22 protein-coding genes are annotated in these 24,589 nt (G+C 70.6%); 8 read left to right on the top strand and 14 right to left on the bottom strand.

Annotated elements, in window-relative coordinates:
* Nucleotides 1-92: 92 nt before the first annotated feature.
* Nucleotides 93-572, bottom strand: coding sequence for a peptidylprolyl isomerase (locus ABE487_RS00980; protein WP_346443730.1), 480 nt, complete (start codon nt 570-572; stop codon nt 93-95).
* Between the two features lie 181 nt (nt 573-753).
* Between ABE487_RS00980 and ABE487_RS00975 the strand changes: the two genes are divergently transcribed.
* Both ABE487_RS00975 and ABE487_RS00970 read left to right on the top strand, forming a co-directional pair.
* Nucleotides 754-1,239: a C40 family peptidase gene (locus tag ABE487_RS00975; RefSeq protein ID WP_346451003.1), complete on the top strand. Its 486-nt coding sequence runs from the start codon at nt 754-756 to the stop codon at nt 1,237-1,239.
* A 108-nt stretch (nt 1,240-1,347) separates the two neighbouring features.
* On the top strand, nt 1,348-2,004 hold the full coding sequence (locus ABE487_RS00970; RefSeq protein WP_346446207.1) for a C40 family peptidase: 657 nt from the start codon (nt 1,348-1,350) through the stop codon (nt 2,002-2,004).
* A 208-nt stretch (nt 2,005-2,212) separates the two neighbouring features.
* Here the strand turns inward: ABE487_RS00970 and ABE487_RS00965 are convergent, their stop codons facing one another.
* A complete protein-coding gene (locus tag ABE487_RS00965; RefSeq protein WP_346450967.1) occupies nt 2,213-3,118 on the bottom strand; it encodes a sensor domain-containing protein in 906 nt (301 codons plus the stop codon).
* Nucleotides 3,115-3,489, bottom strand: a complete 375-nt coding sequence (locus ABE487_RS00960) for a PadR family transcriptional regulator (protein WP_346448876.1) — start codon at nt 3,487-3,489, stop codon at nt 3,115-3,117. The genes ABE487_RS00965 and ABE487_RS00960 overlap by 4 nt, the downstream gene beginning before the upstream one ends.
* A gap of 122 nt (nt 3,490-3,611) precedes the next feature.
* Here ABE487_RS00960 and ABE487_RS00955 point away from each other — a divergent pair, with 122 nt between their 5' ends.
* From ABE487_RS00955 to ABE487_RS00940, 4 genes are all read left to right on the top strand, one after another.
* Nucleotides 3,612-4,586, top strand: a complete 975-nt coding sequence (locus ABE487_RS00955) for a peptidylprolyl isomerase (protein ID WP_346450966.1) — start codon at nt 3,612-3,614, stop codon at nt 4,584-4,586.
* A 279-nt stretch (nt 4,587-4,865) separates the two neighbouring features.
* Complete coding sequence (locus tag ABE487_RS00950) at nt 4,866-5,654, top strand: DeoR/GlpR family DNA-binding transcription regulator (RefSeq protein WP_346443738.1); 789 nt, start codon at nt 4,866-4,868, stop codon at nt 5,652-5,654.
* Nucleotides 5,655-5,695: 41 nt separating this feature from the next.
* The gene (locus ABE487_RS00945; RefSeq protein ID WP_346450965.1) at nt 5,696-6,832 is read left to right on the top strand and encodes an MFS transporter; all 1,137 of its coding nucleotides are present in this window, start codon (nt 5,696-5,698) and stop codon (nt 6,830-6,832) included.
* A gap of 111 nt (nt 6,833-6,943) precedes the next feature.
* Entirely contained in the window at nt 6,944-7,240 is a 297-nt protein-coding gene (locus tag ABE487_RS00940) for a hypothetical protein (RefSeq protein WP_346450963.1), read from the top strand.
* 139 nt (nt 7,241-7,379) lie between these two features.
* Here ABE487_RS00940 and ABE487_RS00935 read toward each other — a convergent pair whose 3' ends face one another.
* The 9 genes from ABE487_RS00935 to ABE487_RS00895 form a co-directional block, all read right to left on the bottom strand.
* Nucleotides 7,380-7,724, bottom strand: a complete 345-nt coding sequence (locus ABE487_RS00935; protein WP_346450961.1) for a GFA family protein — start codon at nt 7,722-7,724, stop codon at nt 7,380-7,382.
* A gap of 16 nt (nt 7,725-7,740) precedes the next feature.
* Entirely contained in the window at nt 7,741-9,564 is a 1,824-nt protein-coding gene (locus tag ABE487_RS00930; RefSeq protein ID WP_346450959.1) for a carboxypeptidase regulatory-like domain-containing protein, read from the bottom strand.
* The gene (locus ABE487_RS00925) at nt 9,561-11,813 is read right to left on the bottom strand and encodes a hypothetical protein (RefSeq protein ID WP_346452855.1); all 2,253 of its coding nucleotides are present in this window, start codon (nt 11,811-11,813) and stop codon (nt 9,561-9,563) included. The genes ABE487_RS00930 and ABE487_RS00925 overlap by 4 nt, the downstream gene beginning before the upstream one ends.
* Entirely contained in the window at nt 11,810-12,943 is a 1,134-nt protein-coding gene (locus ABE487_RS00920) for a BatA domain-containing protein (protein WP_346450955.1), read from the bottom strand. The genes ABE487_RS00925 and ABE487_RS00920 overlap by 4 nt, the downstream gene beginning before the upstream one ends.
* Complete coding sequence (locus ABE487_RS00915) at nt 12,940-13,842, bottom strand: DUF58 domain-containing protein (protein ID WP_346450953.1); 903 nt, start codon at nt 13,840-13,842, stop codon at nt 12,940-12,942. Before ABE487_RS00915 ends, ABE487_RS00920 begins: the two co-directional genes overlap by 4 nt.
* Nucleotides 13,843-13,876: 34 nt before the next feature.
* Nucleotides 13,877-14,878: a MoxR family ATPase gene (locus ABE487_RS00910; RefSeq protein ID WP_346450951.1), complete on the bottom strand. Its 1,002-nt coding sequence runs from the start codon at nt 14,876-14,878 to the stop codon at nt 13,877-13,879.
* Nucleotides 14,879-14,903: 25 nt separating this feature from the next.
* Nucleotides 14,904-15,602, bottom strand: coding sequence for a DUF4159 domain-containing protein (locus ABE487_RS00905; protein WP_346443751.1), 699 nt, complete (start codon nt 15,600-15,602; stop codon nt 14,904-14,906).
* Nucleotides 15,603-15,704: 102 nt separating this feature from the next.
* The gene (locus tag ABE487_RS00900; protein ID WP_346448860.1) at nt 15,705-17,039 is read right to left on the bottom strand and encodes a TldD/PmbA family protein; all 1,335 of its coding nucleotides are present in this window, start codon (nt 17,037-17,039) and stop codon (nt 15,705-15,707) included.
* A gap of 12 nt (nt 17,040-17,051) precedes the next feature.
* Nucleotides 17,052-18,686, bottom strand: a complete 1,635-nt coding sequence (locus ABE487_RS00895; protein ID WP_346450950.1) for a TldD/PmbA family protein — start codon at nt 18,684-18,686, stop codon at nt 17,052-17,054.
* Nucleotides 18,687-18,966: 280 nt separating this feature from the next.
* Between ABE487_RS00895 and ABE487_RS00890 the strand changes: the two genes are divergently transcribed.
* Entirely contained in the window at nt 18,967-19,521 is a 555-nt protein-coding gene (locus ABE487_RS00890; RefSeq protein ID WP_346450948.1) for a hypothetical protein, read from the top strand.
* 56 nt (nt 19,522-19,577) lie between these two features.
* Here the strand turns inward: ABE487_RS00890 and ABE487_RS00885 are convergent, their stop codons facing one another.
* Nucleotides 19,578-21,209 carry a TldD/PmbA family protein gene (locus ABE487_RS00885; RefSeq protein ID WP_346450946.1) on the bottom strand — a complete coding sequence of 544 codons (1,632 nt, stop codon included), beginning with the start codon at nt 21,207-21,209 and terminating at the stop codon, nt 19,578-19,580.
* A gap of 254 nt (nt 21,210-21,463) precedes the next feature.
* Between ABE487_RS00885 and ABE487_RS00880 the strand changes: the two genes are divergently transcribed.
* The gene (locus tag ABE487_RS00880; protein ID WP_346450945.1) at nt 21,464-23,275 is read left to right on the top strand and encodes a DUF885 domain-containing protein; all 1,812 of its coding nucleotides are present in this window, start codon (nt 21,464-21,466) and stop codon (nt 23,273-23,275) included.
* A 110-nt stretch (nt 23,276-23,385) separates the two neighbouring features.
* Here ABE487_RS00880 and ABE487_RS00875 read toward each other — a convergent pair whose 3' ends face one another.
* The gene (locus ABE487_RS00875) at nt 23,386-24,462 is read right to left on the bottom strand and encodes a substrate-binding domain-containing protein (RefSeq protein ID WP_346450943.1); all 1,077 of its coding nucleotides are present in this window, start codon (nt 24,460-24,462) and stop codon (nt 23,386-23,388) included.
* Between the last annotated feature and the right edge of the window lie 127 nt (nt 24,463-24,589).

Below are 24,589 nucleotides of genomic sequence, written 5' to 3'. Positions count from 1 at the left end.
CGGCGTGCCGTGGCGCACTCATCGCATGTCCCCCGATCGACGGACCCGGCCCGGCCGCGCGACGCCTCCCCGCGTCGCGCACCGTTGGCGGATCAGTGGTGGTGGCCGCCGTCGCCGTGTACGTGGCCGTGCTCGATTTCTTCGGGCGAGGCCTCGCGGACTTCGACGATCTCGATATCGAACGCCAGGTCCTTGCCGGCCATCGGATGGTTCAGGTCGACGTCGACCACGCTCATGCCGACCTTCTCGATCGTCACCGCGCGCGGGCCGAAGCTGGTGTTGAGCACCACTTGCTGGCCGACGCTGAGCTTCTGGTCACCGAAGTGCTTCTTGGGCACGCGCTGGGTCATGCCCTCGCGGCGCTCGCCATAAGCCTCGGCGGCAGTGACGTCGGCCTTGAAGCTCTCGCCGGCCTCGCGGCCTTCCATCGCCTTCTCCAGGCCCGGGATGATGTTGCCGTGGCCGAACAGGATCGCCAGCGGATCGCGATCGCGCGACGTCTCCACCGGCGCCTGGCCAGCCTCCGCAACGCTGTAGTGGAAACGGACGACGCGGTCTTTCTCGATCTTCATTGGGGATCCCTGGTGGGGCGGCCGCAAGGCCGCTTGAGGACGGTGGCGCACATGCGGCACGATGCCGAGATTGGCAGGTGGAATGACGTATATGCAGGCAAGTCCGCATTATCCCGACTCCGACGCGTTCGCGCCAACCGCACGACGCCGCGGAGGGTGCGTGCTGGCCACGGCAATTGCGCTGCTCGCGCTGGCCGGCTGCGGCGGACGCGATGTCCGTCCCGCCGCGCCGGCCGCCTCTGCGCCGACCCCGCAACGCACCTGGCACGCGGTGTCGCCGACCGACCCGGCGGCAGCCAACGCCGTGCTGATGCGCGCGATCAGCCTGGTCGGTACGCCCTACCGGTATGGCGGCAATACGCCCGAGGGCGGCTTCGACTGCAGCGGCCTGGTGAACTACGTGTTCCGCGACATGCTCGACGTACAGCTGCCGCGCTCATCGCGCGAGCTCTACGCCTACCAAGGGCCGAAAATCGACGCCGAGCGCCTGGCACCCGGTGACCTGGTGTTTTTCGGCAGCGGCGGCACGGTGTCCCACGTGGGGATCTACGTCGGCGAGGGCCGGTTCGTCCATGCGCCCAGCACAGGCGGCACGGTGCGCCTGGACCACCTGGACGGCAGCTACTGGCGTCGCAACTACACGGGTTCACGACGCATTCTTCACTGAATAGCGAACACAAACAGGCACTTGCGCGCATTCAGTAACTTTCGTTTAACAACTCCTTCGCGCAAACCCGGTAGCTTCCCCCGCTGGTCCGGAAGATGTGAAGCACACGTGACGACGACAGACGCGTCTCTGAATGGCGCTGGCGCCTCCCGCAGCCTCCTCCGCAACACCGCCGCCACGCTGCTCCTGGCGCTGGCCGCCGCTCCGGTTTTCGCAGGTCCTGGCCTGGCCGCCGACTCGGCCGACCAATTCGATCAAACCACATCGGTCGCCAAGGCGATCGTCACACCCGCCGCCCAGTTGCAGCAGCCGCAGATGCTCTTGGCCAGCGATATCAACCAGCTCATCGCGATGGATGTCGACAAGCCGGTGCAAGTCGCCGATGGTCGGGTCGAATCGCTGCTCAAGCGCGCCCTCACCCTGCTTGGCACCCCCTACCGCTGGGGCGGTTCCAGCCCCGACAGCGGGTTCGACTGCAGCGGTCTGGTCGGTTACGTGTTCCGCACCGCGCTGGGCATCGAACTGCCGCGCGTCTCGCGCGAGATGGCCCAGAACGGCGAACGCATCGACCGCACCGCGCTGACCGCCGGCGACCTGGTCTTCTTCGGCCGCCGCGGCAATCGCATCGACCACGTCGGCATCTACCTGGGCGAAGGCCGTTTCGTGCACGCCCCGCGCAGCGGCAAGGACGTCATGGTCTCCGACCTCGACTCCGGCTACTGGGCCACCCGCTTCCAGGTCGCCCGCCGCGTCTCCGGCGTCTGAGCCACCGCCCCCCCCGAAAACCGGGGTCAGAGTCACTTTTCTCCGGAAAGCGACTCTGACCCCGGTTTTTTTCGTGGGCGCACGGCCCGCGTCGGAACGACGATCGCCTCCAGCCAAACCGGGGTCAGAGTCGAATTTCGATCCATCGACCGGGGCCGTCTGCTCCGACCCCGGCGAAAATGGACTCTGACCCCTGTTTTGGGGTGGATCAGTATTGGGCGGTACGCACCAGCAAGTGCTTGGCGATCGCGCCGTGCAGGCGGCCGATGCCGCGGCACAGGTGCAGGGTGGCGAACAGCAGCAGCACGCCGATGCCCGACAGCAGCGGCAGCAGGAACGGGGCCTGTCGCGGTACGTCGATGCCCCCGATCCAGACGTTCAGGTTCAAACCGGGCAGCAGCGACAGCGGGGCCGCGATCAGCGGCAAGGACGCGCTGATCAGGGTCACCACCAGCGTGAAGTAAACGATGCCCAGCGGCAGCATCAGCAGCATGTACAGCAGCGTGCTCCAGGTCCGCGCGTCGGTGAACATTTCGCCGATGCGGCTGGTCCAGCTGCGGCCGTGGGCCGCGTACAGCGGTCGGCGCGGCATGCGCTCGCCGAGCATGACCTCGACCAGCCGGCCCTCCACCAGCGACAGCACCCGCACCGAGCCCAGGAACAGGATCAGCAGCGGAATGCCAACCAGCACGATCACCAGGCCGCCGGAGATCGACAGACCCAGCACCACCCACAGGAAGTAGAAGATGCCGGTCGCCAGCGACAGCAGCATGTAGAACAGCGACGACCAGGTCCGCGGGTCGGCAGCGACCCCGAAGAAGCGGCCGGCCAGTGAACTGCGCGGCGCCGGTGCCGGCGGCCGCAGCGCGGTCTGCACCTTGACCTCGGTATCGCGGTAGATGTCGGCGACCTCATCGGGCGCGCCGTAGCTCGAGGCGACCGCGGCGATCACCTCGGCCTCGCTGCGGCCCGGATGCTCGGCCAGTTCCGAGCGCAGGTATTCCTCGGCGTCGTACAGCGCGTCCTGCACCAGCGCCGGGTCGGCGCCGGCCAGCGCGCGGCGCAGGTGTTCCAGGTACTCGGGGATGCTTTGCGGCAGACCTTGGGTGTTCATTCGATCATCCCCTCCAGGACGGCGTCGACGGAATCGCGGGTGGCGCGCCAGGCGGCGGCCCAATTGCGCAGGGTCGTCCGCCCTGCCTCGGTGATGCGGTAGTAGCGACGCGGCGGCCCGGCATCGGAGGGCGCGACGTGGCTGTCGAGCAGCCCCGCAGCGCCGAGATTGCGCAGCACCGGATACAGCGCGCTCTGCTTGCCGGCGAGTACGCCGTCGAGCCGTTCGAGCCGCTTGGCGATCTGGTAGCCGTACATCGGCTCCGCACTGGCGGCCAGTACCGCCAGCAGCGCGAGCGAGACCGTGCCTGCGCTCAGCTCCTTCTGGAACTTGCGCAGACCCGCGTCCTCCGCCTCGTCGCTTCCGGTCAATGCCCGCCCTCCACGTGCTCGATCGGGACTCTATTGCGAACTTCGCTATAGCGAATGTGCCGCTAGTCATGCGGGCCGCCACGTCAGCCACAATCGGCGCTCCACTCCAATGGACTTCGCCCATGCGCCTGCCCCCGTCCCGACTGCGCCGTCCCGTCGCCGCCTGCGCTGCGGCACTCGCGCTGCTGATCGCCGGCTGCGCCAGCACGCCCGCGGCCGACGTCGCGAACTCGCGCGCAGCCGACCCGCGCTCGACCCAGGACCTGCTCGACGCCTCGACGCCCGCGGACTGGCGCACGCCCGACCCGCAGAACACGCTGTATCTCGATCTGGAGACCGGCCGGGTGATCATCGAGCTGGCGCCGGACTTCGCGCCCGCGCACGTGGCCAACATCCGCACGCTCGCGCGCGAGGGCTTCTGGGACGGGCTGACGCTCTACCGCGCGCAGGACAATTTCGTCGTGCAGTTCGGCGACATCGTCGAGGACGGCGCCCCAGGCAAGCCGATCGGCAGCGCACGCGCGCAGTTGCCTGCAGAGTTCGACCGCCCAGCCCGGGGGCTGGCGTTCCACACCCTGCCCGACCGCGACGGCTGGGCGGCGCAGACCGGATTTGCCGCCGGCTTCCCGGCCGCCCGTGATGCCGACGCACAGGCCGGCCGCGGGGGGCGCGCCTGGCTCGCGCACTGCTACGGCACGCTCGGCGCCGGCCGCGACACCGCGCCCGACTCGAGCAACGGCACCGAGCTCTACGTCGTCACCGGCCAGTCGCCGCGCCAGCTCGACCGCAATATCACCGTCGTCGGCCGCGTGCTGCAGGGCATGGAACTGCTCAGCGTGCTGCCGCGCGGCACCGGCCCGCTGGGCTTCTACACCGATCCGGCGCAGCGCACGCCGATCCGTGCAGTGCGCCTGGCCTCGGAACTGCCGCCCGCGCAGCGCACCCCGCTCGAGGTGTTGCGTACCGACACGCCGCTGTTCGATGCGGTGGTCGAATCGCGCCGCAACCGCCGCGACGCCTGGTACCTGCATCCGGCCGGGCACATCGACCTGTGCAACATCACGGTGCCGGTGCGGACACCCGTCGCGCAGCCCTGAGCCGCGGAAGGCAGACCACGAAGACCGTTGACAGCGTGGGGAGGCCGCCCGCCCCCCATGCCGAGCGCGTGCATACGAATGCACGATGTTGCACGTTTACACCGACTGATCCAGACTTCGCGCTCTCATGTGACGGGAGTGCCTGATGTCTCAGCGCAGGGAGTTGGAGGGTCACCACGCTTGCCTGGCCGCGTCGATGCGCCGCGACGCGCCCTCGGCGGGTGACGCGAGCGCCCAGGGCGCGCACACAGCCCATCTCATCGCTGGCGGTCACTTTCGATGACCGCGTCCGGCGATGCGTTGCCGCAGGAGCGCCAGCAGACGATCCTGCGCCGCCTCGCGGCCGAGGGCCGGGTCGTGGCGACCGAACTGGCAGCAGAGTTCGGCGTGTCTGAGGATTCGATTCGGCGCGACCTGCGCGAACTGGCCGCGCGCGGTCTGTGCCGTCGCGTCTACGGCGGCGCGCTGCCCCCCACGCCCGACTTCCCGCCACTGGCGCGACGCCACCACGAGCACGTAGCAGGCAAGCGCGCGCTTGCGATCGCCGCCGTAGCGGCCGCCCGGATCCGCCCCGGCCAGATGCTGCTGCTCGACGCCGGGTCCACGAATAGCGCGATCGCCGCCGCCTTGCCCGAACGCCAGGCGCTGACCGTCGCGACCAACGCCCCCGACATCGCCCAGACGCTGATGGCCCGCGACGGCTTCGAGGTCCTGCTGATCGGCGGTCGGATCGACCCGCGCAGCGGCGCGGCGCTCGGTGCGCAGGCCATGGCACAGCTGCGCGACCTGCGCGCCGACCTGTGCTTTCCCGGTGCCTGCGCGATCGATGCCGACCACGGCCTGTGGAGCGTCGACGGCGAGCAGGCCCGCTTCAAGCGCCTGATGATCGAGGCCAGCGGCGAGGCCGTCGTCGTGGCGACCAACGCCAAGCTCGGCACGCAGGCCGCGCACCGCGTCGCGGCCCTCGAAGCCATCGCCACACTCGTTGTCGAACACGATGCGCCGCCTGCGCAACGGGCACGCTTCGTTGCACGCGGTATCGCGGTGCACGTCGCGGCCCCGCCCTGAGCGCCACCGGCCTTCCCCGTCCTCCCCCCACGTCGTCCGCCATGCCCGTCCCCACCTCTTCCCCCCGCGCGCAGCAACATGCGACGCGCGCCGCGTTCTTCATTCCCGGGTTCGCGATCGCCGCCTGGGCGCCGATCGTGCCGTTCGCCAAGGCCCGGACCGGGCTCGACGAGGCATCGCTCGGTCTGGTGCTGCTGTGCCTGGGCACCGGCTCGCTGCTGGCGATGCCGGCCGCCGGTGCGCTCGCCGCACGCCAAGGCTGCAAGCGCGTCATGGTGGCCGCGCTGCTGCTGATCTGCATCACGTTGCCGATGCTCGCGATGGCCGCAACGCCCTGGCTGCTGGCGGCTGCGCTGGCGGCGTTCGGCGCCGGTATCGGCGCGATAGACTGCGCGATGAACCTGCAGGCAGTGGCGGTCGAACGCGACAGTGCACGCCCGATGATGTCCGGCTTCCATGCGTTCTACAGCGTCGGCGGTTTCGTCGGCGCCGCCGGCACGACCGCATTGCTGAGCGCGGGCCTGGCACCGTGGCTGGCGACCGGACTGGTCGCGTTGATCGTGCTGGCGCTGTACGTGCCGTCGGCACGGCACTGGCGCAGCGAACGCGTGGCGCGCGACACCGCCGCCTTCGCCTGGCCGCGCGGCGTGGTCGCGTGCATCGGCGTGCTGTGCTTCGTCGCGTTCCTGGTCGAAGGCTCGATGCTCGACTGGAGCGCGGTGTTCCTGCACGAGGTCCGCGGCGTGGACGCCGACCGCGCAGGCTTGGGCTTTGTCGTGTTCTCACTGGCGATGACGGTCGCGCGGCTGTGCGGCGACGGCCTCGTCCGCCGCCTGGGCGATCGCCGCGCGGTCGTGCTCGGTGCGCTGTGCGCCTGCGTGGGCCTGGTCATTGCCACACTGGTACCCAGCGGGGCGATCTCGCTGGCCGGCTATGCGCTGGTGGGCGCGGGCTGCGCCAATGTGGTGCCGGTGATGTTCTCGATGGCCGGACGGCAGACGACCATGCCCGAAGCGCAAGCGATCCCTGCGATCAGCACGATCGGCTATGCCGGCGTGCTCGCAGGTCCGGCGTTGATCGGATTCGCCGCGCAGGCGACCGGACTGGTCGTCGCGTTCCTCGGCGTCGCCGCAGCGATGGTCGGTGTCGCGCTTTCGATGCGTTGGCTGCGCGTCTAGGTCTTGCGCCCGCTGCGTGCAACGCGATCGTGGCGCGCTCGTCACGCAGGCTTGCCCCCGGCTCTCCCAGCCTCACGGTTCCCGCCCGACCGAACACGAAGAGGAACCGCCATGCCCATGCTCCGCATCCGCCTGACCGGCAGCGACGACACCGCCCGCACGGTCATCAACCTTCTGCAGAGCATCGATGGCATCGAGCACGTCGAAGAGATCGACGACCTGATGCCGCACATGGACGACGCCGACTCCAGTTCTGCCGGCCTGAGCGACGTCAACGGCCCGCAGATGCACGAAATCGAGGTCGAGGCCGGCAACGCCGCGACTGCGCGCAAGGTGCGCGAGGCGGTCGAGGCGCTGGCGTTCGATCTCGATGCCCTGGTGGAGTTCGAGGAAGAAGAGGAAGGCTGAGCCACAACATCGTCGCTGCGCACGCGCCGGCCGGCCTTCCGGCCGGCGCCCAGGTGGAGACGACAACGCGCAGCCAAGGCTGTCCGCTCGGCTGGCTATCCCGTCCGCAGCGATCGCCGCACAGCCAAGCCGTATCCGATCAGAATCGAGCACCGTCGATCTGCACGATCTTCAGCAACGCCAGGTCCAATCCGTCGATGCAGCGCACGTTGACGCAGGCCATCGGCGCCCGATCGGGAGCGATGCCGCGACTGTAGGGCGCGATGCCGCAGACCGTGCAGAAATGATGGTCGATCCGGTGCGTATTGAAGCGATACGTGCCCGCGCTGCCGGTCCCGGTCTCCCGTAATGCCTCGGCGGGCGCGAACGCCAGCAGACCGCCGCGCCGTCGACACATCGAGCAATTGCAGTCGTAGACCTCAGCGATCTCGCTGTCCAGTTCGAAGGCCAGACTGCCGCAATGGCAGCGTCCGCGATACGTCATCGCCGTTCCTCCGTCGTCAGACCGAAAGATTAGGCGATCCTGGCGGGGTCAGCTGTACGCGCCCCAGCCGTGCACGGCCGAGCGCCCAGAGCGCCGCGGTCGCCAACAGCCAGGCCAGCGCCCAGGGCCAGCTCGAACCGGGCGCGGTGGCCTGCGCTGCAGGGTCGCCCGCGGGCTCGCGCACCAGCGCCTGTGTGCGGGCACGCTGCTGCGCGGCCCACAGGCCCGGGGCCTCGTCGCTGGCGCGCACGCGCAGTGGCCAGTGCCGATCGGCATCGACGATCCGATACCAGCCGGCGGCGCGCGGCCACAGGCCGGCGCAGTCACGCGCCGCCGGATCGCGCAACAGCGAGATTGCACGCCCGTCCGGGGCGATCGCCTGCGCGTTTGGAGCGAGTCCGCACAAAACGACACGTTCGCCAGCCCAGGCCGGCCGCTCGACCGCCACTGCGGCCTGGTCGCCGACACGTGCCAGCGTGCCGGCCCAGCCGCTCCACAGCGCCGCGTGCAGGTCGGCGCGGCCGGCCAGCGGCAGGCGCCAACTGTCGGCCAGCGTCACCAGACCGATGCGGCCGCGGCCCCAGGCCTGCCAGCGCATCATGTCCGGCGGGCTGTCCTCGCTGCCCGGCAGTCCTCCGGCCAAAGGCCGGTAGGCCAGCGCCGGTGGCGCCTCGCCCGCCAGCAGCGGATCGAATGGCGCATCGTCGCTGCCGGGGCCGGTCCACGCGCGCAACCGCGCCGCATCGGTCGGACCCGGGTCGGGACGCCAGGTGCGGGCCGGCCCCGCGTCGATCACCAGGCCGGTACCGCGCAGCCAGTCGCGCAACGCCCTCGACGGTGGCTGCGGTGCATGTACCAGCACGCCAAGGCCATTCGCCACCGCGCTGCGCAGCGCGGCCCGCGTGCCCGCGCTCAAGCCGTCGAATGCGCGCGCTTCGAGCAGCACCAGGTCCTGCTCGGCCAAGCCGGCCGCATCGAGCGCCGGCGCGTCGCCGACGCCGGTGCCGCCGCCCAGCGCCACCCGCCAGCGCAGGTGCAGGCCCGTGTCCTCGGCCCAACGTCGCAGCGCGCGCAGGTCCGGGTTCGGCGCGCCGGCCAGCAGCAATACGCGTATCGGGACCGCGTCCTCGACCACCACCACCGGCACCTCGACCTGCGACCGCTCGGCGTCGTCGGCATCGCGCACACGCACGACGAACAGGTCCGCGCCGACACCGCGCACGGTACCGGCCAGGCGGAACCCATCTGCCTCGTCCAGGGCCGAGGTATCGACGATGCGGCCGGCCGGGTCGACCAATGCGACCTGTGCGCCATCGAGGCCGGCGACACGGCCACGCACCTCGAAGCGCGCGCCCGGCGCGACGCCGCGCGGCACCTCGAGGGCGACGATGCCGTCAGGCAGTGCCGCCGGCACGAACGCCAATGCGCGATCGCCGACCGCGTCGCGGTCGCGCGCCGTCAGCCCGGCGCCGACGATCGTCAGCGCCTGCACCTCGGGATGACGCCGCAGCGCGGTCGCCAGATCGGGCATCCGCAGTGCCCCGGCGGGCCCTTCGCCGGCCTCGGGCAATGCGATGACCGGTTGCGACGCGGGCAGCGGCAGGTCGTCCCAACTCGCGGTCAATACCACCAGCGCGCCGCCTGCGGCCGGTACCGGTGGCGGCTGCAACGTGAGCGCCAACAATCCCGCCGAGACCGCTGTCAGCGTGGCGAGCGCGCAGGTGCGCCAAGCGGCGGGCCGGGCCTCGCGCGACGCGCGCAGGTGCGCGATCGCCAGTCGCAGGATCGACAGCGCGGCGGCGGCACAGAGCAGCGGGAGCAACCAGCGCTCGGGCGTCATCGGGCATCCTCCCGCAACGCGTCGAGGTAGCGCGTGCCCATCGCGTCGATCGCAGCGCGACGCGGCGGTGCGGGCAGCGGACGCTGCAAGACATGCCACAGCTGCCCGCGCAGGGCCTGCCGGCACGCGGTACAGGCAGGATCGCGCTGCAGCGTGTCGATCGCGGCCAGCAACGCAAGCGGATCGTCGAGCGCGCGCGGCTGCGTCTGCGCCCAGGCGACGAGCGCCGCCGGATCGAAGGCCTCGTTCCAGGCCAGCGCCTGCCAGGCCGCCGTCGGGGCGTCGAGCGCGACCGTCGCCGGACCTGGCACCGCGCGGGGTGCGATGCCGTCGCGGTCGCCCCCCAGCCGCCGGGCGAAATCGACCGGCGGCAGCGCCGTGCCCACCCGCGCCAGATAGATGCGGTCGGCCTGCTGGACTTCCTTGATCAGCACCAGCGCACGGTTCGCAGGTGCCAGCGCCTCGCGCGGCGCGGCCTGGCGCAGGTGTAGCTCGGATTGCCACATCTCGCGCAGTGCGCCGCGCAGCAATTCGCGCGTCTTCGGGTCCAGCAGGGTCGCCGCTTCCGGCAGGTCGTGGGTGTGGCCGAAGGTCTCGAGCACGTCGTCGGCGCGGCCGAACGTCGTCGCGTCGCGCGGCGCGTGGTCGTGGTCGTGGTCGTGGTCGTGGTCGTGGTCGTGGTCGTGGTCGTGGTCGTGATCATCGTGCGCCGCGTCGTGCCCCTGTGGCGCCTGCGCCGACACGTCATCGGCAGGCGGATCGCCCTGGCCGAAGTCGTCGATCGGCAAGGGCTTGCGCGGGGGCGCGGACGGCGTGTCGTCGGCATCGGCAGTCGGCGGCGGCCGCGCATGGCCCTCCGATTCCTCGCCCAGGAACTGCCCGTAGCGCAGCCGCAGCAAGCGCTGATCGACACCCAGCGTGTCGGAGCGCGTCTCGAACGTCTCGCGCGCCAGTCGCGGCTGCTCGGCGATCAGCGCTTCGGCATCGAGGATGATCTGGCGCTGACTGCGGAAGTACGCCGGCAACACGTCGCGCGCCAGGCCCTCGAGTCCGTCGGCATCGGGCGGTGTTGGCGGCGGCCAGCGCAGGATCAGGCTGGCGCTGCGGCCGACCTGCGGGGCCGGCACGCGGTGGTCGCGGACCTCCAGTTGGGCGACCAGATCGCCGCCCTCCTCCAGGCCCAGCGCGATCGGGTCGAGCGTCGCCGCAAATGCGCGCGCGCGCGCATCGCCGCTGCCGCGCAGCGTCCGCGTGTGATCCTCGAACGTGATCGCCTCGCCGCTGCCGCGGGTCACGGTGATGCGCAGGCGCGCGTCCGCCGCGACGCCGAAATCATCGGTCGCCTCGAACGCCAGCACCCAGGCGCGTTGTCCGCGGGTATACGTCGACAGCGTGGTCTCGGGCGCACGCACGCGCACCTCAGGCGGGCGGTCGGGCACGGCCTCGAGCCGCCAGGGCTGCGCACGCGCGAGAACGCCGTCGGTGTCGCCATCGACCGCGATGCGGTACAGCGCCGAGTGATCGAGCCGCAGCGTGGCCGTCCAATCCTCGCCCTGGCGCACGAACGCCAATTCGCGGCCGTCGTGGAACTGCAGGGCCACACGCTGGGGCTGCGGCGAAAAGCGCAGTGTCCAGCGCAAGCTCGCGCCGGTCGTGGCCTGCGCGTCGAGCTCGGCCTGCGTCCGCGGTGCCAGGCCCGTGTAGGCCGGCGCGTCGATGCGCAGCGCCTGCGATCGCACCACCGGCGCGCCGGCGGCCCCGGCCCGCGTGGACACGCTGTCGCTCGTCCCAGGGGGGGCGCCCGTCGGCCATGCCAGCACGGCGACGGTCAGCAGCGCACCCACCGACCACGCCAAGAGCACCGCGCGCCACGGCCAGGGCGCCGGCGCCGGTGCCCACGGCTGCGCGGCGAGTCGGGCCTCCAGCCGCGCACGTTGCAGTTGCGCCAGTGGCGCGAGCGTGGCGGGGTCGGCGAGCAGCAGTGCGGCGCTGTCCTCCATGTCGCGGCGGTCGGCATCGAGCCGGCGCACGAGCCAGCGGCGGTCGGTACGGCGGACCCGGCGTGCGGCGATGACCGCGGCGAGCGCGCCGACCAACAACGCTGCCACGACCGCCGCCGGTCCGTCAGCCATCCGCCAGGCGAGCGCGGCCAGACCAACTACCAAGGGCGCGGCCACCAGCACGACACCGATGACCGCACGCCGACGCGCCGCGGCGCGCACGCGCAGCAGTGCGGACACGGCGCTCATGCGGCCGTACTCCGGCGCGCGGCGGCAGCCAACCAGCGCTCGAGCGCGAACGCCAGCGCCACCAGCAGCGCCCACCACGGCCGCAGGTCGCGCGGCACCGGCGGATACGCCGTCAGCCCGCTGGCGGGCGCCAGGTCCGCCGCGGCGATGCGCGCCGGCATCGGCCCCGGTCGCAGACGATCGTGCAACCGTGCGGGAAAGCCCGGATCGAGCAGTTCCGGGTCGCGCGCCGGATCGAACGCGCCGCGCCAGCGCACACAGGTCGACGCGCCGCAGGCCGCGCGTTCGAAGGCCGCGTCGTCGGCGCTCGGCTGCCAGTCCGTGCCCTCGGGCAGCGGCGCCGCCGGGCCCAGCAGCCAGGTGCGGCCGGCCGTGGCCTCGAGCAGCGCGGGCGGCGGTGCGCTGGCGCTCCACCAGGCGAGCGCGACTTCCGCGCGCGGCGTCTCGCCGGACGTTACGCGTCGCAGCGCATCGGCGTCGTCGGGACGCCAGGCGCGGGCGACTGCGGCCAGGATGCGCAGCGCCGGATCGTCATCGGCGATGCCGAACACATCGAGCTGCGGCCAGGACGCATCGGAAGTCATGCCCGGCGATGACGCCACCGGCACGACCTGCCAGTCCACGGCGCGCGACAAGGTCACCCGCCCGCCATCAGCGCCGTCGACGGTCTCGGGCACGACCACGGTCAGCGCGGTGCCGCTGGGCAGCATCGCGTCCAGTTCGCGCAGCAAGCTGGCGATCGGCACCGCACCGGTCGGTGCGACGGTGCCGCTCGCTTCGGGGAAGCCCGGCGCCAGCCAACGCACCGGCGCATCGGGATCGGCTGGCGGCAGCGCATCAGCCGCCGCGCCCGGCACCACGACCGTCCAGCGCGCCGGGGCCGCGCCGCCGTGCAACACCGGCCACGCCAGCCACAGCGCGAACACGGCCAGCAGCAGCAGGCGGGCCAACAGCAGCGGCCAGTCATCGAAACGCAGGCGCCGATGCGGCTTCGGTCGCTCCCGCAGCCAGCGCAAGGCCGCGAACGGCGTCGGCCGCGTGGCGTCACGGCGCGCCAGGTGCAACAGCAGCGGCAGCAACAGCGTCGCCAGCATCGCGAGCGCGGTCGGCGCGAGCAGGCCGAGACTCATCGCGGGCGATCGCCGAACAGCGCGCGCAGCACGCCTTCGGGCGGCGTGTCGACGACGTGGCTCGCGAACGCGACGCCGTCCGCGGCCAGCCGCGCCGCCAGTGCGCGTTGCGCCGCAGCGAAGCGCGCGAGGTAGTCGGCGCGCAGTGCCGGCCCGTCGCCGAGCAGCGCCTCGCCGGTCTCCGGATCAAGGAACCGGCGCCCATCGCGAAACGGAAAGTCGCGCTCGTCGGCGGTCAGCACCTGCAGCGCGACGACCTCGCGCCCGGCGCGCGCGAGTTGCAGCAGGTCCTCGACCGCGGCCGTGTCGAACCAGTCGCCGATCGCGACGACCAGGTCGCCGCGCGCGATGCGGCCCCAGGCCGGCACGAGCGTCGCGGCATCGGGCCAGTCACCGACGGCCCTCGCCTGCGCCAACGCGTGGCGCAGCCGGTCGCGCTGCCGCGGGCCGGTCGCGGGCGCGACCAGCGTCAGGCCGGTGCCGCCGCAGGTCGCCAGCCCGCAGGCATCGCCTTGGCGGTGCGCGATCTCCACCACGCAGGCCGCCAGCAAGCGCGCGACGTCCAGGCGTGTGCGCTGCGGCGCGGCGTCGTCGGCCTGGGCCATCGACGCGGTGGTGTCGAGCAGCACCCAGGCCCGGATCGGGCTCTCGCGCTCGGACTCGCGCACGAAAAAGCGATCGCTGCGTGCGTAGAGCTTCCAGTCGATCTGCCGTGGCTCGTCGCCCGGCTCATAGGCGCGGTACTGGGCGAACTCCAGGCCCGCGCCGCGATTGCGGCTGGCGTGTTGGCCCGGACCGTCGCGCCCCCGCGCGTAGCGCGGGCGCAGCCGCAGCGTCGCCAGGCAGGCCCGCAGCGCAGGCGTCAGCCCGTCACCGGACGGCGGACCGTCCGGCGACATCGGCGGTGCCGGGCTCGCGGCCACCACGCTGCGCTCAGCGGTCCGGTGCGGGCAGCGCGCGCAGCAGCCCGGCGACCACCGCATCGGCGTCGATCTGCCCAGCCTCGGCCGCGAACGACAGCACCAGCCGGTGACGCAACACCGGCGCGATCAACGCCGCCACATCCTCGCGCGTCGCCGCAAGCCGGCCGCGCAGCAGCGCGCGCGCCTTGGCAGCCAGCACCAGCGACTGCCCGGCACGCGGCCCGGCGCCCCAACGCACGTACTCGCGCACGATCTGCGGCGCCCCGTCGCCCGGTCGGGTCGCGCGCACCAGCGCGGCGATCCAGGCCAGCAGGTCCTCGCCCAGGTGCACCTGGCGCACCAGCGCCTGCAGCGTCAGCACCGCGGCGGCGTCCATGACCTGCGGCACCTCGGCCTCGGCAGCGCCGGTCGTGCGCGCGAGGATCGCCTGCTCCTCATCGGCATCGGGATAGCCCAGCGCGACATGCAGCAGGAAGCGGTCGAGCTGCGCCTCGGGCAGCGGATAGGTGCCGGCCTGCTCGATCGGATTCTGCGTGGCCAGCACGAAGAACGGCTGCGGCAGCGCGCGGGTCACGCCGGCATGGCTGACGGTGCGCTCGGCCATCGCCTCGAGCAGCGCGGCCTGGGTCTTGGGCGGTGTGCGATTGAGTTCGTCGGCCAGCAGCAGCTGGGTGAACACCGGCCCTTCCTGAAAACGGAAATGCCGCCGCCCGGTGCCATGGTCCTCCTCGAGCAATTCGGTCCCCAGCAGGTCGCTGGGCATCAGGTCGGGCGTGAACTGCACGCGCCGGAAGTCGAGGTCGAGCGCCCGGCCGAGCGTGCGTACCAGCAGCGTCTTGCCCAGCCCCGGCACACCTTCGAGCAGCACGTGCCCGCCGGCGAGCAGCGCGACCAGCAGTTGTTCGACGACATCGGCCTGGCCGACGACGGCGCGCGCGATCGCATCGCGCAGCGCATCAAGCTGCGCCAGGCGCGCCTGCAGGTCGGCTTCGGTGGGGGTGGTCGCGGTCATGCGGCAGGTCCTGCGAAAGCGGAAGTCATGCGGTCAGTGCGTACATCACGATATTGACCGCGAACTTGGTGTTGTCCTGCGCCAGGAAGCGCTTGTTGCGCCAGTCGTAGTCCCATTCGCAGCCGTAATCCTTGTTGCTGTAGAGCACCGCCAGCCGGCCATCGATCTCGATGCCCTTGAGGTAGTCGTGCACCAGGTCGTCACCCCAGCCATTGAGCTCGAAGCCGGTCGCCGGCGGCCCCTCGGGGAAGCGGAAGAAGCTGTGGTAGAGCGCATGCGAATTCGGCAGTTTGCGCATCGCCGACGCGCCGAAGATCGCGGCCATCTGCGCCTCGAACGACTTGGCGAACAGGCCGTCGATGTCGTGGTTGCAGTCGTCGACGAACACGAAACCGCCGCCGCGCACGTAGCGCTCGAAGTTGCGCCGCTCGGCCGGGCTGAACTCGACCAGGCGATGGCCGGCGAGATAGCAGAACGGCGCGGCGAGCATCTTCGGGTCCGACAGCGCGACCACATGCTCGGTCGGATCGACGCGCAGGTCGGTGTAGTCGATCAGCGAGGTGATCACATTGGACGGCATCCGCGCATCGACGTCCCAGTCGCCCGACTCGTAGCGCAACCGGGTGAACCAGAAATCGTAGCGCGCCGACTGCGCCAGCACCGGCGGCAGGGCCAGCCCGGCCGCCGCACCCAGCACCCACTGCAACGCGTGACGCCGATTCATCGCACCGCCCCGCCCCAGCTCGGGCGGGGTCGCGCCTGCGGCACGTCCTGCCCGAGCGGCGGGCGCCGCCCGGGCACCGGCATCACCCGCGATGCGGACGCCTCAGACCGCATCCGACAGCGAAGTGAACGTGAAGTCGCGCAGCCGCATCGGCGGCAGCATCATCACCATCGACGACTCGTCGCCGCCCACGCGCACTGGCCGACCGAGTTCGTCGATGTTGTTGAGCATGATCACCGGCGATTCGTTGAAGCGGAAGTTCTTCAGCGGGTACTTGATCTCGCCGTTCTCGATGTAGAAGGTGCCGTCGCGGGTCAGCCCGGTCAGCAGCACGGTCTGCGGGTCGACCATGCGGATGTACCAGGTACGCGTGACCAGGATGCCGCGATCGGTGCCTGCAATCAGGTCGGCGGTCGATTTGTCGCCGCCCGCCATCAACAGGTTGCCCGGCCGGCCGACCGCGCGCTTGCCCTGCTGCTGCGCCCAGAACCGCGAATAGTCGAGATTGGCGACCTTGCCGTTTTCGATGATCGCCATCTTCTCGCGCGGCAGCCCGTCGCCGTCCCACGGCAGCACCGGCGCTTCCGGGTGCCACGGGTCGGCGACGATGTTGACGCGCGGGTCGTAGACCTGTTCGCCGAGCTTGTTGCCGCCGCCACGCTTGGACAGGAAACTGCGGCCCTCGTCGGCGGTACGCGCATCGAAGTAGCGCATCATGAACGAGATCAGCCCGGCCGCCGCGGCCGGCTCCAGGATCACGGTGTACTTGCCCGGCTCCAGCGCCTGGGCCTGCGCCGACTCGCTGGCCTTGCGCATCGCGACCCGCACATCGCGGCCGGCGTCGAATGCGCTGGCGTCCTTGAGGTTGCGCCCCACCCAGCCCGACCCGCGGCCGTCCTCGGTGCGCACGGTGCAGGTGTAGTTGAAGTTGGTCGCCTGCTGGTAGCCGAAGTTGCCATTGCTGTTGGCGAACGCGACGAAGCTGCGACCATCGTCGAGGAAGCCGGCGGCGATCAGCTTCTCGGCCCGGCACGGGGCGATCGAATCGGCTGCGACCTGCGCGCGGAACTCCGGGGTGATCGCCGCGGTGGATTCGCTGAATGTCGGACTGGCGCGATAGTCCTGCTTGCCGATCGCCGGCAGGAACTCGGGGTTCTCGGGCGCCAGGCGGGCGAGGTCTTCGGCGCGCTTGACCACATTGCGCAGCGAGGCCTCGTCGAAGGCGTTGATGCTGGCCGTACCCACGCGCTTGCCGAAGGCGACCTGCACGCTGAGTTCGGCATTGCTGACGATGCCGCTGGTGGACACGTTGTTGAGCGCGAAACGGATGTTGCCGTCGATCGAGCCCGACAGTGTGGCGGTGCACTCGTCGGCGGTCGACAACGCGACGGTCTTCTCGAGCAGTTCGCGGGCCTGGGCTTCGGTGAAGATGGTCATGGTCGGGACTCCTTAGCCGAGCGAACGCGCGGTGTTGATGACGTTGATGCCGTTGAAGCGTGCGGTCGCCGAGCCGTGCGAGACCGCCGAGACCTGGCTGGGCTGGCCCTTGCCGTCGAAGAACGAGCCGCCGAGGCGGTAATCGCGCTCGTCGCAGACCAAGACGCAGGCGTTCCAGAACTCCGGCGTGCGGATCTGGTAGGCGACGTCCTCGATCATGCCGGCAATCTTGCCGTTGCGGATCTCGTAGAACAGCTGGCCGCCGAACTGGGCGTTGTAGCGCTGCTGGTCGATCGAGAACGACCCATCGCCGACAATGTAGATGCCGTTCTCCACGTCGCCGATCATCTGCTCCACGCTCAGCGGCGTGCGGCCGGCGGCCAGCGAGACGTTGGGCATGCGCTGGAACTGCACGCTCGACCAGGCGTCGGCGTAGCTGCAGCCGTCGGACTCGGTCTTGCCCAGGATGTGCGCCTGGTCGCGCGTGGCCTGGTAATCGACCAACTTGCCGGCGTCGATCAGGTTCCAGCGCTTGGTCGCCACGCCTTCGTCGTCGTAGGCCACCGCGCCCAGGCTCCCGGGCTGGGTCTTGTCGGCGAACACGGTCACCTGGTCGCTGCCGTACTGGAAGCGCTGCTCGCGCTTGTCGAGCGTGGCGAAGCTGGTGCCGGCGTAGTTGGCCTCGTAGCCGAGCACGCGGTCGAGCTCGAGCGGGTGGCCGATCGACTCGTGGATGGTCAGCCAGGTGTGCGAGGGGTCGAGCACGAGGTCGTAGCGACCAGGCTTGACCGATGGCGCACGCAGCTTCTCCTGCGCCTGGCGCGCCGCAGCGATCGCATCCTCGCGCATGTCGTAGGAGGTGCTGTAATTGACCACGCCATTGGGCGAGACGATCTTGCCTGCGGCGGCCCCGTCGAGGTACTCGAAGCCCATGCCCATCGGCGCCGACAGGCCCTCGCGGGTGCGGAACTTGCCGCTGGCCTTGTCGATCGCGGTCACCGTCATCGGCGCCCAGATCCGGTGCACGTCCTGGTCGATGTACGAGCCGTCGGTGCTGGCGAAGTACTTCTGCTCGTTGACCAGGAACAGCGTGGAATTCACGAAGCTCGCGCCGGCCGACAGCGCCGCGGCGTTGACGCCCAGCAGCAGGTCCACCTTGTCCTTGACCGGCACCTCCATGCCGTTGCGGGCGATCGGGGTGCGCCAGGCGACCTCGCCCACGCCCTTGACCGGCGCCAGCTGCACCGGCGCGGTCTGCACCTTGGCGTTGGCCAGCGCGATCGCGACGGCCTGGCGCGCGGCCTCGGCCACGCCCTGCTCGGTCAGCGTGTTGGTCGCGGCGAAGCCCCAGGCCCCGCCGGCGACGACGCGCACGCCCACGCCGGTCGACTCGGTGCTGACCACGTTCTGGACCTTGTCCTCGCGGGTCATCACGAACTGCCGCAGGTAACGGCCCACACGCACGTCGCAGTAGCTTGCGCCCGCGGCGGTCGCTGCATTCAGGCCGGCATCGGCCAACCGCTTCTTGACGCCCACATCGAGCGCGGTCAGCAGTTGCTCGGCGGCAATCACCTTGCCGAAGACGGCGGGCAGCAACAAGCCGCCCGCGCCGACACCAGCGAGGGCGAGGAAATCGCGTCTATGCACAGCAGCTCTCCCGAAAAGCGAGGGTCCGCGGCGGGTGCGGACGTTGGCGATGAGATGGCGACGCGTCCCCTACGCGCCGTCCGGATTGATGACATGCCACGCCGGCCGCGTCCAGTGACGAATGGCACAGACCCGCCAGCGGATTCGGATCCGGCGCGCCGGCGACTCGGTGGTCACGCAGGCCGAACCCAGCACACGACCGATGCCCGCGGCGGGCAGCCACGGCGACCCTGCACGCCCGCATCCGCGACCGGGTGCATCGACATCAGGAGACACCGCAATGCCACTGACCCCGACCCAAGCGAGCGCGGCCGTCGCCGCCCTGCTCGACGCGAGCGCCGAGCTGTTCTATGGCGGCGACCGGCCGACCGTGTTCGGCGAGGCGATGGTGCCGATCTTGATCGAAGTGCCGGGCGCCCAGCCCAATGGCAACCTGGCGCCGGCGCCCGGCGGCTACGGCATCGAGGCCAGCCAGGGCCTGCTCGGCCTGGACGACGACGTCGCGATCAAGTTCGCACTCGCCCACGAAGCCGGACACGGCATGAGCGAACGGATCCTCGCCGACATTGGCCTGCACGGGATCAGCGGGCCGGCCACCGAGGTCATCGCTGATCTCGCCTCCGCCTACCTGCTGACCCGGGTCGGGCACGGCTGGGCCGAGGTCCTGACCAGCGTACGGGCCTGGCAACAGAACGGGATCTTCGACGAACACGCCAGCGGCGACCACCCCGCCGGTGCCGACCGCGTCCGTCATGTCGAGACGCTTGCGCACGCGATGGCCGGGCAGCCGCCGCCGTTCGGCGCGGCCGCGCTCGCGATCTGCCAGTCGTTGTAGCCGCCTGGCGTCGGGGCGATGCAACCCTCGCGTCGCCCCGAGCCGCCCGCTCGTCGCTACAGCGAACGTGCGGTGTTGATCACGTTGATGCCGTCGAAGCGCGCAGTCGCCGAACCGTGCGACACCGCCGAGACCTGGCCGGGCTGGCCCTTGCCGTCGAAGAACGACCCGCCCAGGCGATAGTCGCGTGCATCGCAGATCGCGCTGCAGGCGTTCCAGAACTCCGGCGTGCGGATCTGGTAGGCGGCGTCCTCGACCATGCCGACGATCTCGCCATTGCGGATCTCGTAGTACAGCTGGCCGCCGAACTGGGCGTTGTAGCGCTGCTGGTCGATCGAGTATGAGCCGCGCCCATGGATGTAAAGGCCACGCTCGACGCCGGCGATCATCTCGCGCACCGTCAGCGGCGACCGGCCCGGCGACAGCGAGACGTTGGGCATGCGCTGGAACTGCACGCTCGACCAGGCGTCGGCATAGCTGCAGCCATCGGATTCGGTCTTGCCCAGCAGATGCGCCTGGTCGCGTGTGGCTTGGTAGTCGACCAGGATGCCGTCCTTGACCAGGTCCCATTGCTTGCAGCGCACGCCTTCGTCGTCGTAGCCGACCGCGCCCAGGCTCCCGGGCTGGGTCTTGTCGGCGACGAAGTTCACGATCTCGCTGCCCCAGCGGTAGCCCGCATCGCGCTTGTCGAGCGTGGCGAAGCTGGTGCCGGCGTAGTTGGCCTCGTAGCCGAGCACGCGGTCGAGCTCCAGCGGGTGGCCGACATTCTCGTGGATGGTCAGAAACAGGTTCGACGGATCGAGCACGAGGTCGTAGCGGCCGGGCTGGACCGAGGGCGCACGCAGTTTCTCGCGGGCCTGCCGAGCGGCGGCGACCGCGTCTTCGCGCATGTCGTAGGCGCGGCCGTAGGCGACCACGCCGCCCGGCAGGTCGAAGCGCTGCGCCGGGTCCGGCGTGAGGTATTCGTAGCCCAGCCCCATCGGCGCCGACAGGCCGTCACGGGTGCGGAACTTGCCGCTGGCCTTGTCGATCGCGGTGACCGTGAACGGCGCCCAGATCCGGTGCACGTCCTGGTCGATGTAGGACCCATCGGTGCTGGCGAAGTACTTTTGCTCGTTGACCAGGAACAGCCGCGAGCCGACGAAGTCGGCACCGGCGGCGATCGCGGCGGCATTGACGTCGAGCAGCAGCGCGACCTTGTCCTCGACCGGCACGGCCATGCCGTTGCGGGCGATCGGCGTGCGCCAGGTGACCTCGCCTACGCCCGCAACCGGTGCCAGCTGCACCGGCGTCGTCTGGATGCGGGCATTGGCCTTGGCGATCGCCACCGCCTGGCGCGCGGCCGCGGAAATACTGCCGGGGTCAAGGGCATTGGTCGCCGCGAACCCCCAGGCGCCGTCGGCAAGCACGCGGATGCCCGCGCCGATCGACTCCTCGTTGACCACGTTTTCCACCCGCGCCTCGCGGGTCATCACGTACTGGCGCAGGTAGCGACCGATGCGCACGTCGCAGTAGCCGGCGCCGCCGTCGCGCGCGGCCTGCAAGGCGACATCGGCAAGCCGCTTCTTGAAGGCCGGATCGAGCGCGTGCGTCAGTTCCTCGGCCGCGATCGCCCGGCCGATGCCGCCGGGCAACAGCAGGCCGCCCAGCCCGATCCCGCCCAGGGCCATGAAGTCACGACGCCGCATTGCACTCTCCCCCGCGGCGATGGCCGCACAGCCCCCGATTCTTCTGCGCGCAGCGCTGACGCGTCAAATCAACCCCAAAACCGGGGTCAGAGTGCATTTCTTGCCACGTGACTCACACAAGGCCGCGCGACTTGCGAAAAATGCACTCTGACCCCGGTTTGGGGGCAGTGCGCCGAGCCGACACGATCGGCACATGCGGCGCGGTGGCGGCGCCTCTATGCTTGCGCGCTGTCTCCATGCCTGGAAGTTGCCGCATGCGTCGTTCCCTGCTCGCCGTTGCCGTGCTCACCGCCGCCCTTGCCGGCTGCAACCGGGAGGCGCCGAGCGCCCCCGCCAACGCGCAGGACGGCGCAGTTGCCACGGCGCCCTCGCCCGCCGACGCGGCGTTCGCCGAACTGTCGAAGCGCTACCTCGACGAGGTGATGGCGCTGTCGCCGGTGTCGGCCACGCAGATCGGCGACCACCGTTTCGATGCCGAGGTCGACGATCTGTCGGCGGCGGGTCGGCAAGCGGCCCTGGACTTCAATCGCCGCTACCTGGCCGAGCTCGGCGCGATCGACGTCGACAAGCTCTCGCGCGAGAACCACGTGGACGCGCTGATCCTGCGCAACCAGCTCGAATACGGCATCTGGGACACCGAGGTCATGCAGAGCTGGGCCTGGGATCCGCAGACCTACAGCGGACTGGCCGGTGGCGCGATCTACGGATTGATGGCACGCGAGTTCGCGCCGATGCCCGAGCGCCTGAAGTCGGCGACGCAGCGCATGGAGAAGATCCCGGCGATCCTCGCCCAGGCGCGCGAAAACCTGGATCCGGCGCGGGTGCCGCCGACCCACGCGCGCACGGTCGCGGCGCAGAACAAAGGCATCCTGGCGCTGATCGAGACGTTCATCACGCCCAATGCCGACCAATTGCAGGGACAGGATCGCGCGCGTCTGGATGCGGCGGTCGAGACGCTGCGCGCCGCGGTCGAGGAACACCAGACCTGGCTCGATGGCACGCTGGTGCCCAATGCCAAGGGCGAGTTCCGCATTGGCGCGGAGAAGTACGACCAGAAGCTCAAGTTCGCGCTCAACTCTTCGCTCTCGCGCCAGGACATCCGCCAGCGTGCCGAAGCCGAGCTGGCCCGCATCCGCGACGAGATGTATGCCGTCGCGCAGACGGTGCTCGAAGGCCGCGATGGCGCGCCCGAGACGCCCGCGCAGCCGACCGAAGACCAGCGCCAGGCGGCGATCGAGGCGGCGATGGAAGTCGCCTATGCCGATCGCCCCGGCCGCGACGAGGTGGTTGAGTACGCCCGCCACACGCTGGACGTGGCCACCGAGTTCGTCCGCAAGCACGACCTGGTGACGGTGCCCAACGACCCGGTCAAGATCATCCTGATGCCGGAGTTCCAGCGCGGCGTCGCGGCGGCGTATTGCGATTCGCCCGGTCCGCTCGACAAGGGCCTGGACACCTACTACGCGATCTCGCCGATTCCCGAAGACTGGAACGACGCCCAAGTCGATTCGTTCCTGCGCGAGTACAACAAGCACATGCTGCATGTGCTGACGATCCACGAAGCGATGCCCGGCCACTACCTGGAAGGCGCGCATTCGGTGAATCACCCCTCGACGCTGCGCGCTGTGTTCCGCTCCGGGCCGTTCGCCGAAGGCTGGGCGGTGTACACCGAGCGGATGATGGCCGACGCCGGCTACGCCGACAGCGACCCGCTGTTTCGACTGATGCAACTCAAGTTCTATGCGCGCGCGGTCGCCAACGCGATCCTCGACCAGGGCATCCACGTCGACAACTGGACCAAGGAGCAGGCGCTGGACCTGATGGTGCGCCAGACGTTCCAGCAGCAGAGCGAGGCCGAGGGCAAGTGGACGCGCGCGCAGCTGTCGTCGACCCAGTTGGCGACCTACTTCGTCGGCGCGCAGGAGCACTTCGACGCCCGCAAGGCGGCCGAGGCCGCACGCGGCGAGGCGTTCAACCTCAAGCAGTACCACGACGACATGCTCGGCCAGGGCGCACCGCCGGTCCGCTTCGCGCGCCAGCTGATGCTCAACGAAGACATCCAGTAACCCGAAAAACCGGGGTCAGAGTGCAATTTCGAATGCAGGATCGACATGCAGCGCGATTCCTGGAAATTGCACGCTGACCCCATTTTTTTATTGCACTCTGACCCCGGTTTTCAGGGGCGGGCGGCGGCGAAGGCCTCGGGCAGGGTCTGCACCTGGCCGCAGCGGCTCGGGTCGTAGCCGGGCAACAGGCCGAGTTCGCGGCCGAAGCCGTCGCTGCGCAGCAGGGCGAGCAGCCCGCGCAGGCGGCCGGACTCGAGCACGTCGTTGTGGCACAGGAAGAAGTAGTGCTCGGTGACCAGCGGGTGGAAGTCCAGCCCGTAGCGCCGTGCCGGGGGCTCGAGCGCGAAGCCGACATCGGCCAGGCCGCTGGCGACGTACGCAGCGACCGCGGCATGGGTCAGTTCCTCGACGTCGCAGGCGCGGATGCGGTCGAAGGCGATGCCGTGATTGGCCAGCATCGTCTCGAACAGCAGCCGCGTACCCGAGCCGGGCTGGCGGTGGATCACACGGATGTCGGGACGCTCCAGGTCCTGCAGCGTGCCGATGCCCAGCGGGTTGCCGGCCGCCAGCACCAAGCCCTGGCGCCGCATCGCCAGGTGGATCACCCGATCGGCGTCGAGGTCGAGGCGCGGACGGTAGTGCGCGAACAACGGCGCCTCGAGCATGCCGATCGGCAGGTGCAGGCCGGCGATGTCGCAGGCGCCGGTCCGTAGCGCGGTCAGCGCGTCGTCCGGGCTACGGTATTTGAGGTCCAGCGCCACGTCCGCTGCCGCCATCTCGCGGCGCAGCGTCTCCACGCCGAAGCCGTGCGAGGCGTGCACGCGCAGCGGCCGCGCATGTGCGCCCACGGTGCGCTCCAGTTCGGCCTCCAGTTCGGTCGCCAGGCTGTCGAGTAGCGGCGACAGGCGCGCGGCGATGCGGCTGTCGGCCCAGACCAGGCGCTCGCCGATCGCCGTCAGCGACGCCCCCCGCCCCCGGCTCATCCGCAGCAGCGGTTGCCCGAATACCGCTTGGGCGTCCTGCAACCGTCCCCAGGCGTAGCGATAGGAGACGCCGGCCTGGCGGGCCGCCGCCGCGAGCGAGCCGGTCGCCCGGACGGCCAGCAGCAGCTCGACCAACTGCGACGATAGCGCGACACCGTCGGTGTTCTCGAGTGTCCACTGCGGTTGGATCCGGACCTTGTACATCGCGACTCCCGCCCGCGCAGGCGGGCCAAATAGGCTCTTGAAAGCCGATTATTAGACCAATGGCGCTTCACTGACAGCCCCGATGCGGCTACCGTTGCGACACTTTGTCGCAGCCAATATGCATTTC

The organism is Luteimonas sp. TWI596 (assembly GCF_039674105.1).
In the GTDB taxonomy this organism is placed as follows: Bacteria; Pseudomonadota; Gammaproteobacteria; order Xanthomonadales; family Xanthomonadaceae; genus Luteimonas.
The sequence above is the reverse complement of the archived record's forward strand: the minus strand, read 5'-3'. Positions and strand labels throughout refer to the sequence as shown.

Bases quoted from the DNA above. Each gene is read 5' to 3' on its own strand.
- ABE487_RS00880 (WP_346450945.1), top strand. From the start codon at position 21,464: ATGCGTCGTTCCCTGCTCGCCGTTGCCGTGCTCACCGCCGCCCTTGCC.
- ABE487_RS00950 (WP_346443738.1), top strand. From the start codon at position 4,866: ATGACCGCGTCCGGCGATGCGTTGCCGCAGGAGCGCCAGCAGACGATC.
- ABE487_RS00890 (WP_346450948.1), top strand. From the start codon at position 18,967: ATGCCACTGACCCCGACCCAAGCGAGCGCGGCCGTCGCCGCCCTGCTC.
- ABE487_RS00935 (WP_346450961.1), bottom strand. From the start codon at position 7,724: ATGACGTATCGCGGACGCTGCCATTGCGGCAGTCTGGCCTTCGAACTG.
- ABE487_RS00945 (WP_346450965.1), top strand. From the start codon at position 5,696: ATGCCCGTCCCCACCTCTTCCCCCCGCGCGCAGCAACATGCGACGCGC.
- ABE487_RS00885 (WP_346450946.1), bottom strand. From the start codon at position 21,209: ATGCGGCGTCGTGACTTCATGGCCCTGGGCGGGATCGGGCTGGGCGGC.
- ABE487_RS00915 (WP_346450953.1), bottom strand. From the start codon at position 13,842: ATGTCGCCGGACGGTCCGCCGTCCGGTGACGGGCTGACGCCTGCGCTG.
- ABE487_RS00910 (WP_346450951.1), bottom strand. From the start codon at position 14,878: ATGACCGCGACCACCCCCACCGAAGCCGACCTGCAGGCGCGCCTGGCG.
- ABE487_RS00980 (WP_346443730.1), bottom strand. From the start codon at position 572: ATGAAGATCGAGAAAGACCGCGTCGTCCGTTTCCACTACAGCGTTGCG.
- ABE487_RS00905 (WP_346443751.1), bottom strand. From the start codon at position 15,602: ATGAATCGGCGTCACGCGTTGCAGTGGGTGCTGGGTGCGGCGGCCGGG.
- ABE487_RS00955 (WP_346450966.1), top strand. From the start codon at position 3,612: ATGCGCCTGCCCCCGTCCCGACTGCGCCGTCCCGTCGCCGCCTGCGCT.
- ABE487_RS00900 (WP_346448860.1), bottom strand. From the start codon at position 17,039: ATGACCATCTTCACCGAAGCCCAGGCCCGCGAACTGCTCGAGAAGACC.
- ABE487_RS00920 (WP_346450955.1), bottom strand. From the start codon at position 12,943: ATGAGTCTCGGCCTGCTCGCGCCGACCGCGCTCGCGATGCTGGCGACG.
- ABE487_RS00965 (WP_346450967.1), bottom strand. From the start codon at position 3,118: ATGAACACCCAAGGTCTGCCGCAAAGCATCCCCGAGTACCTGGAACAC.
- ABE487_RS00875 (WP_346450943.1), bottom strand. From the start codon at position 24,462: ATGTACAAGGTCCGGATCCAACCGCAGTGGACACTCGAGAACACCGAC.
- ABE487_RS00930 (WP_346450959.1), bottom strand. From the start codon at position 9,564: ATGACGCCCGAGCGCTGGTTGCTCCCGCTGCTCTGTGCCGCCGCCGCG.
- ABE487_RS00925 (WP_346452855.1), bottom strand. From the start codon at position 11,813: ATGAGCGCCGTGTCCGCACTGCTGCGCGTGCGCGCCGCGGCGCGTCGG.
- ABE487_RS00940 (WP_346450963.1), top strand. From the start codon at position 6,944: ATGCCCATGCTCCGCATCCGCCTGACCGGCAGCGACGACACCGCCCGC.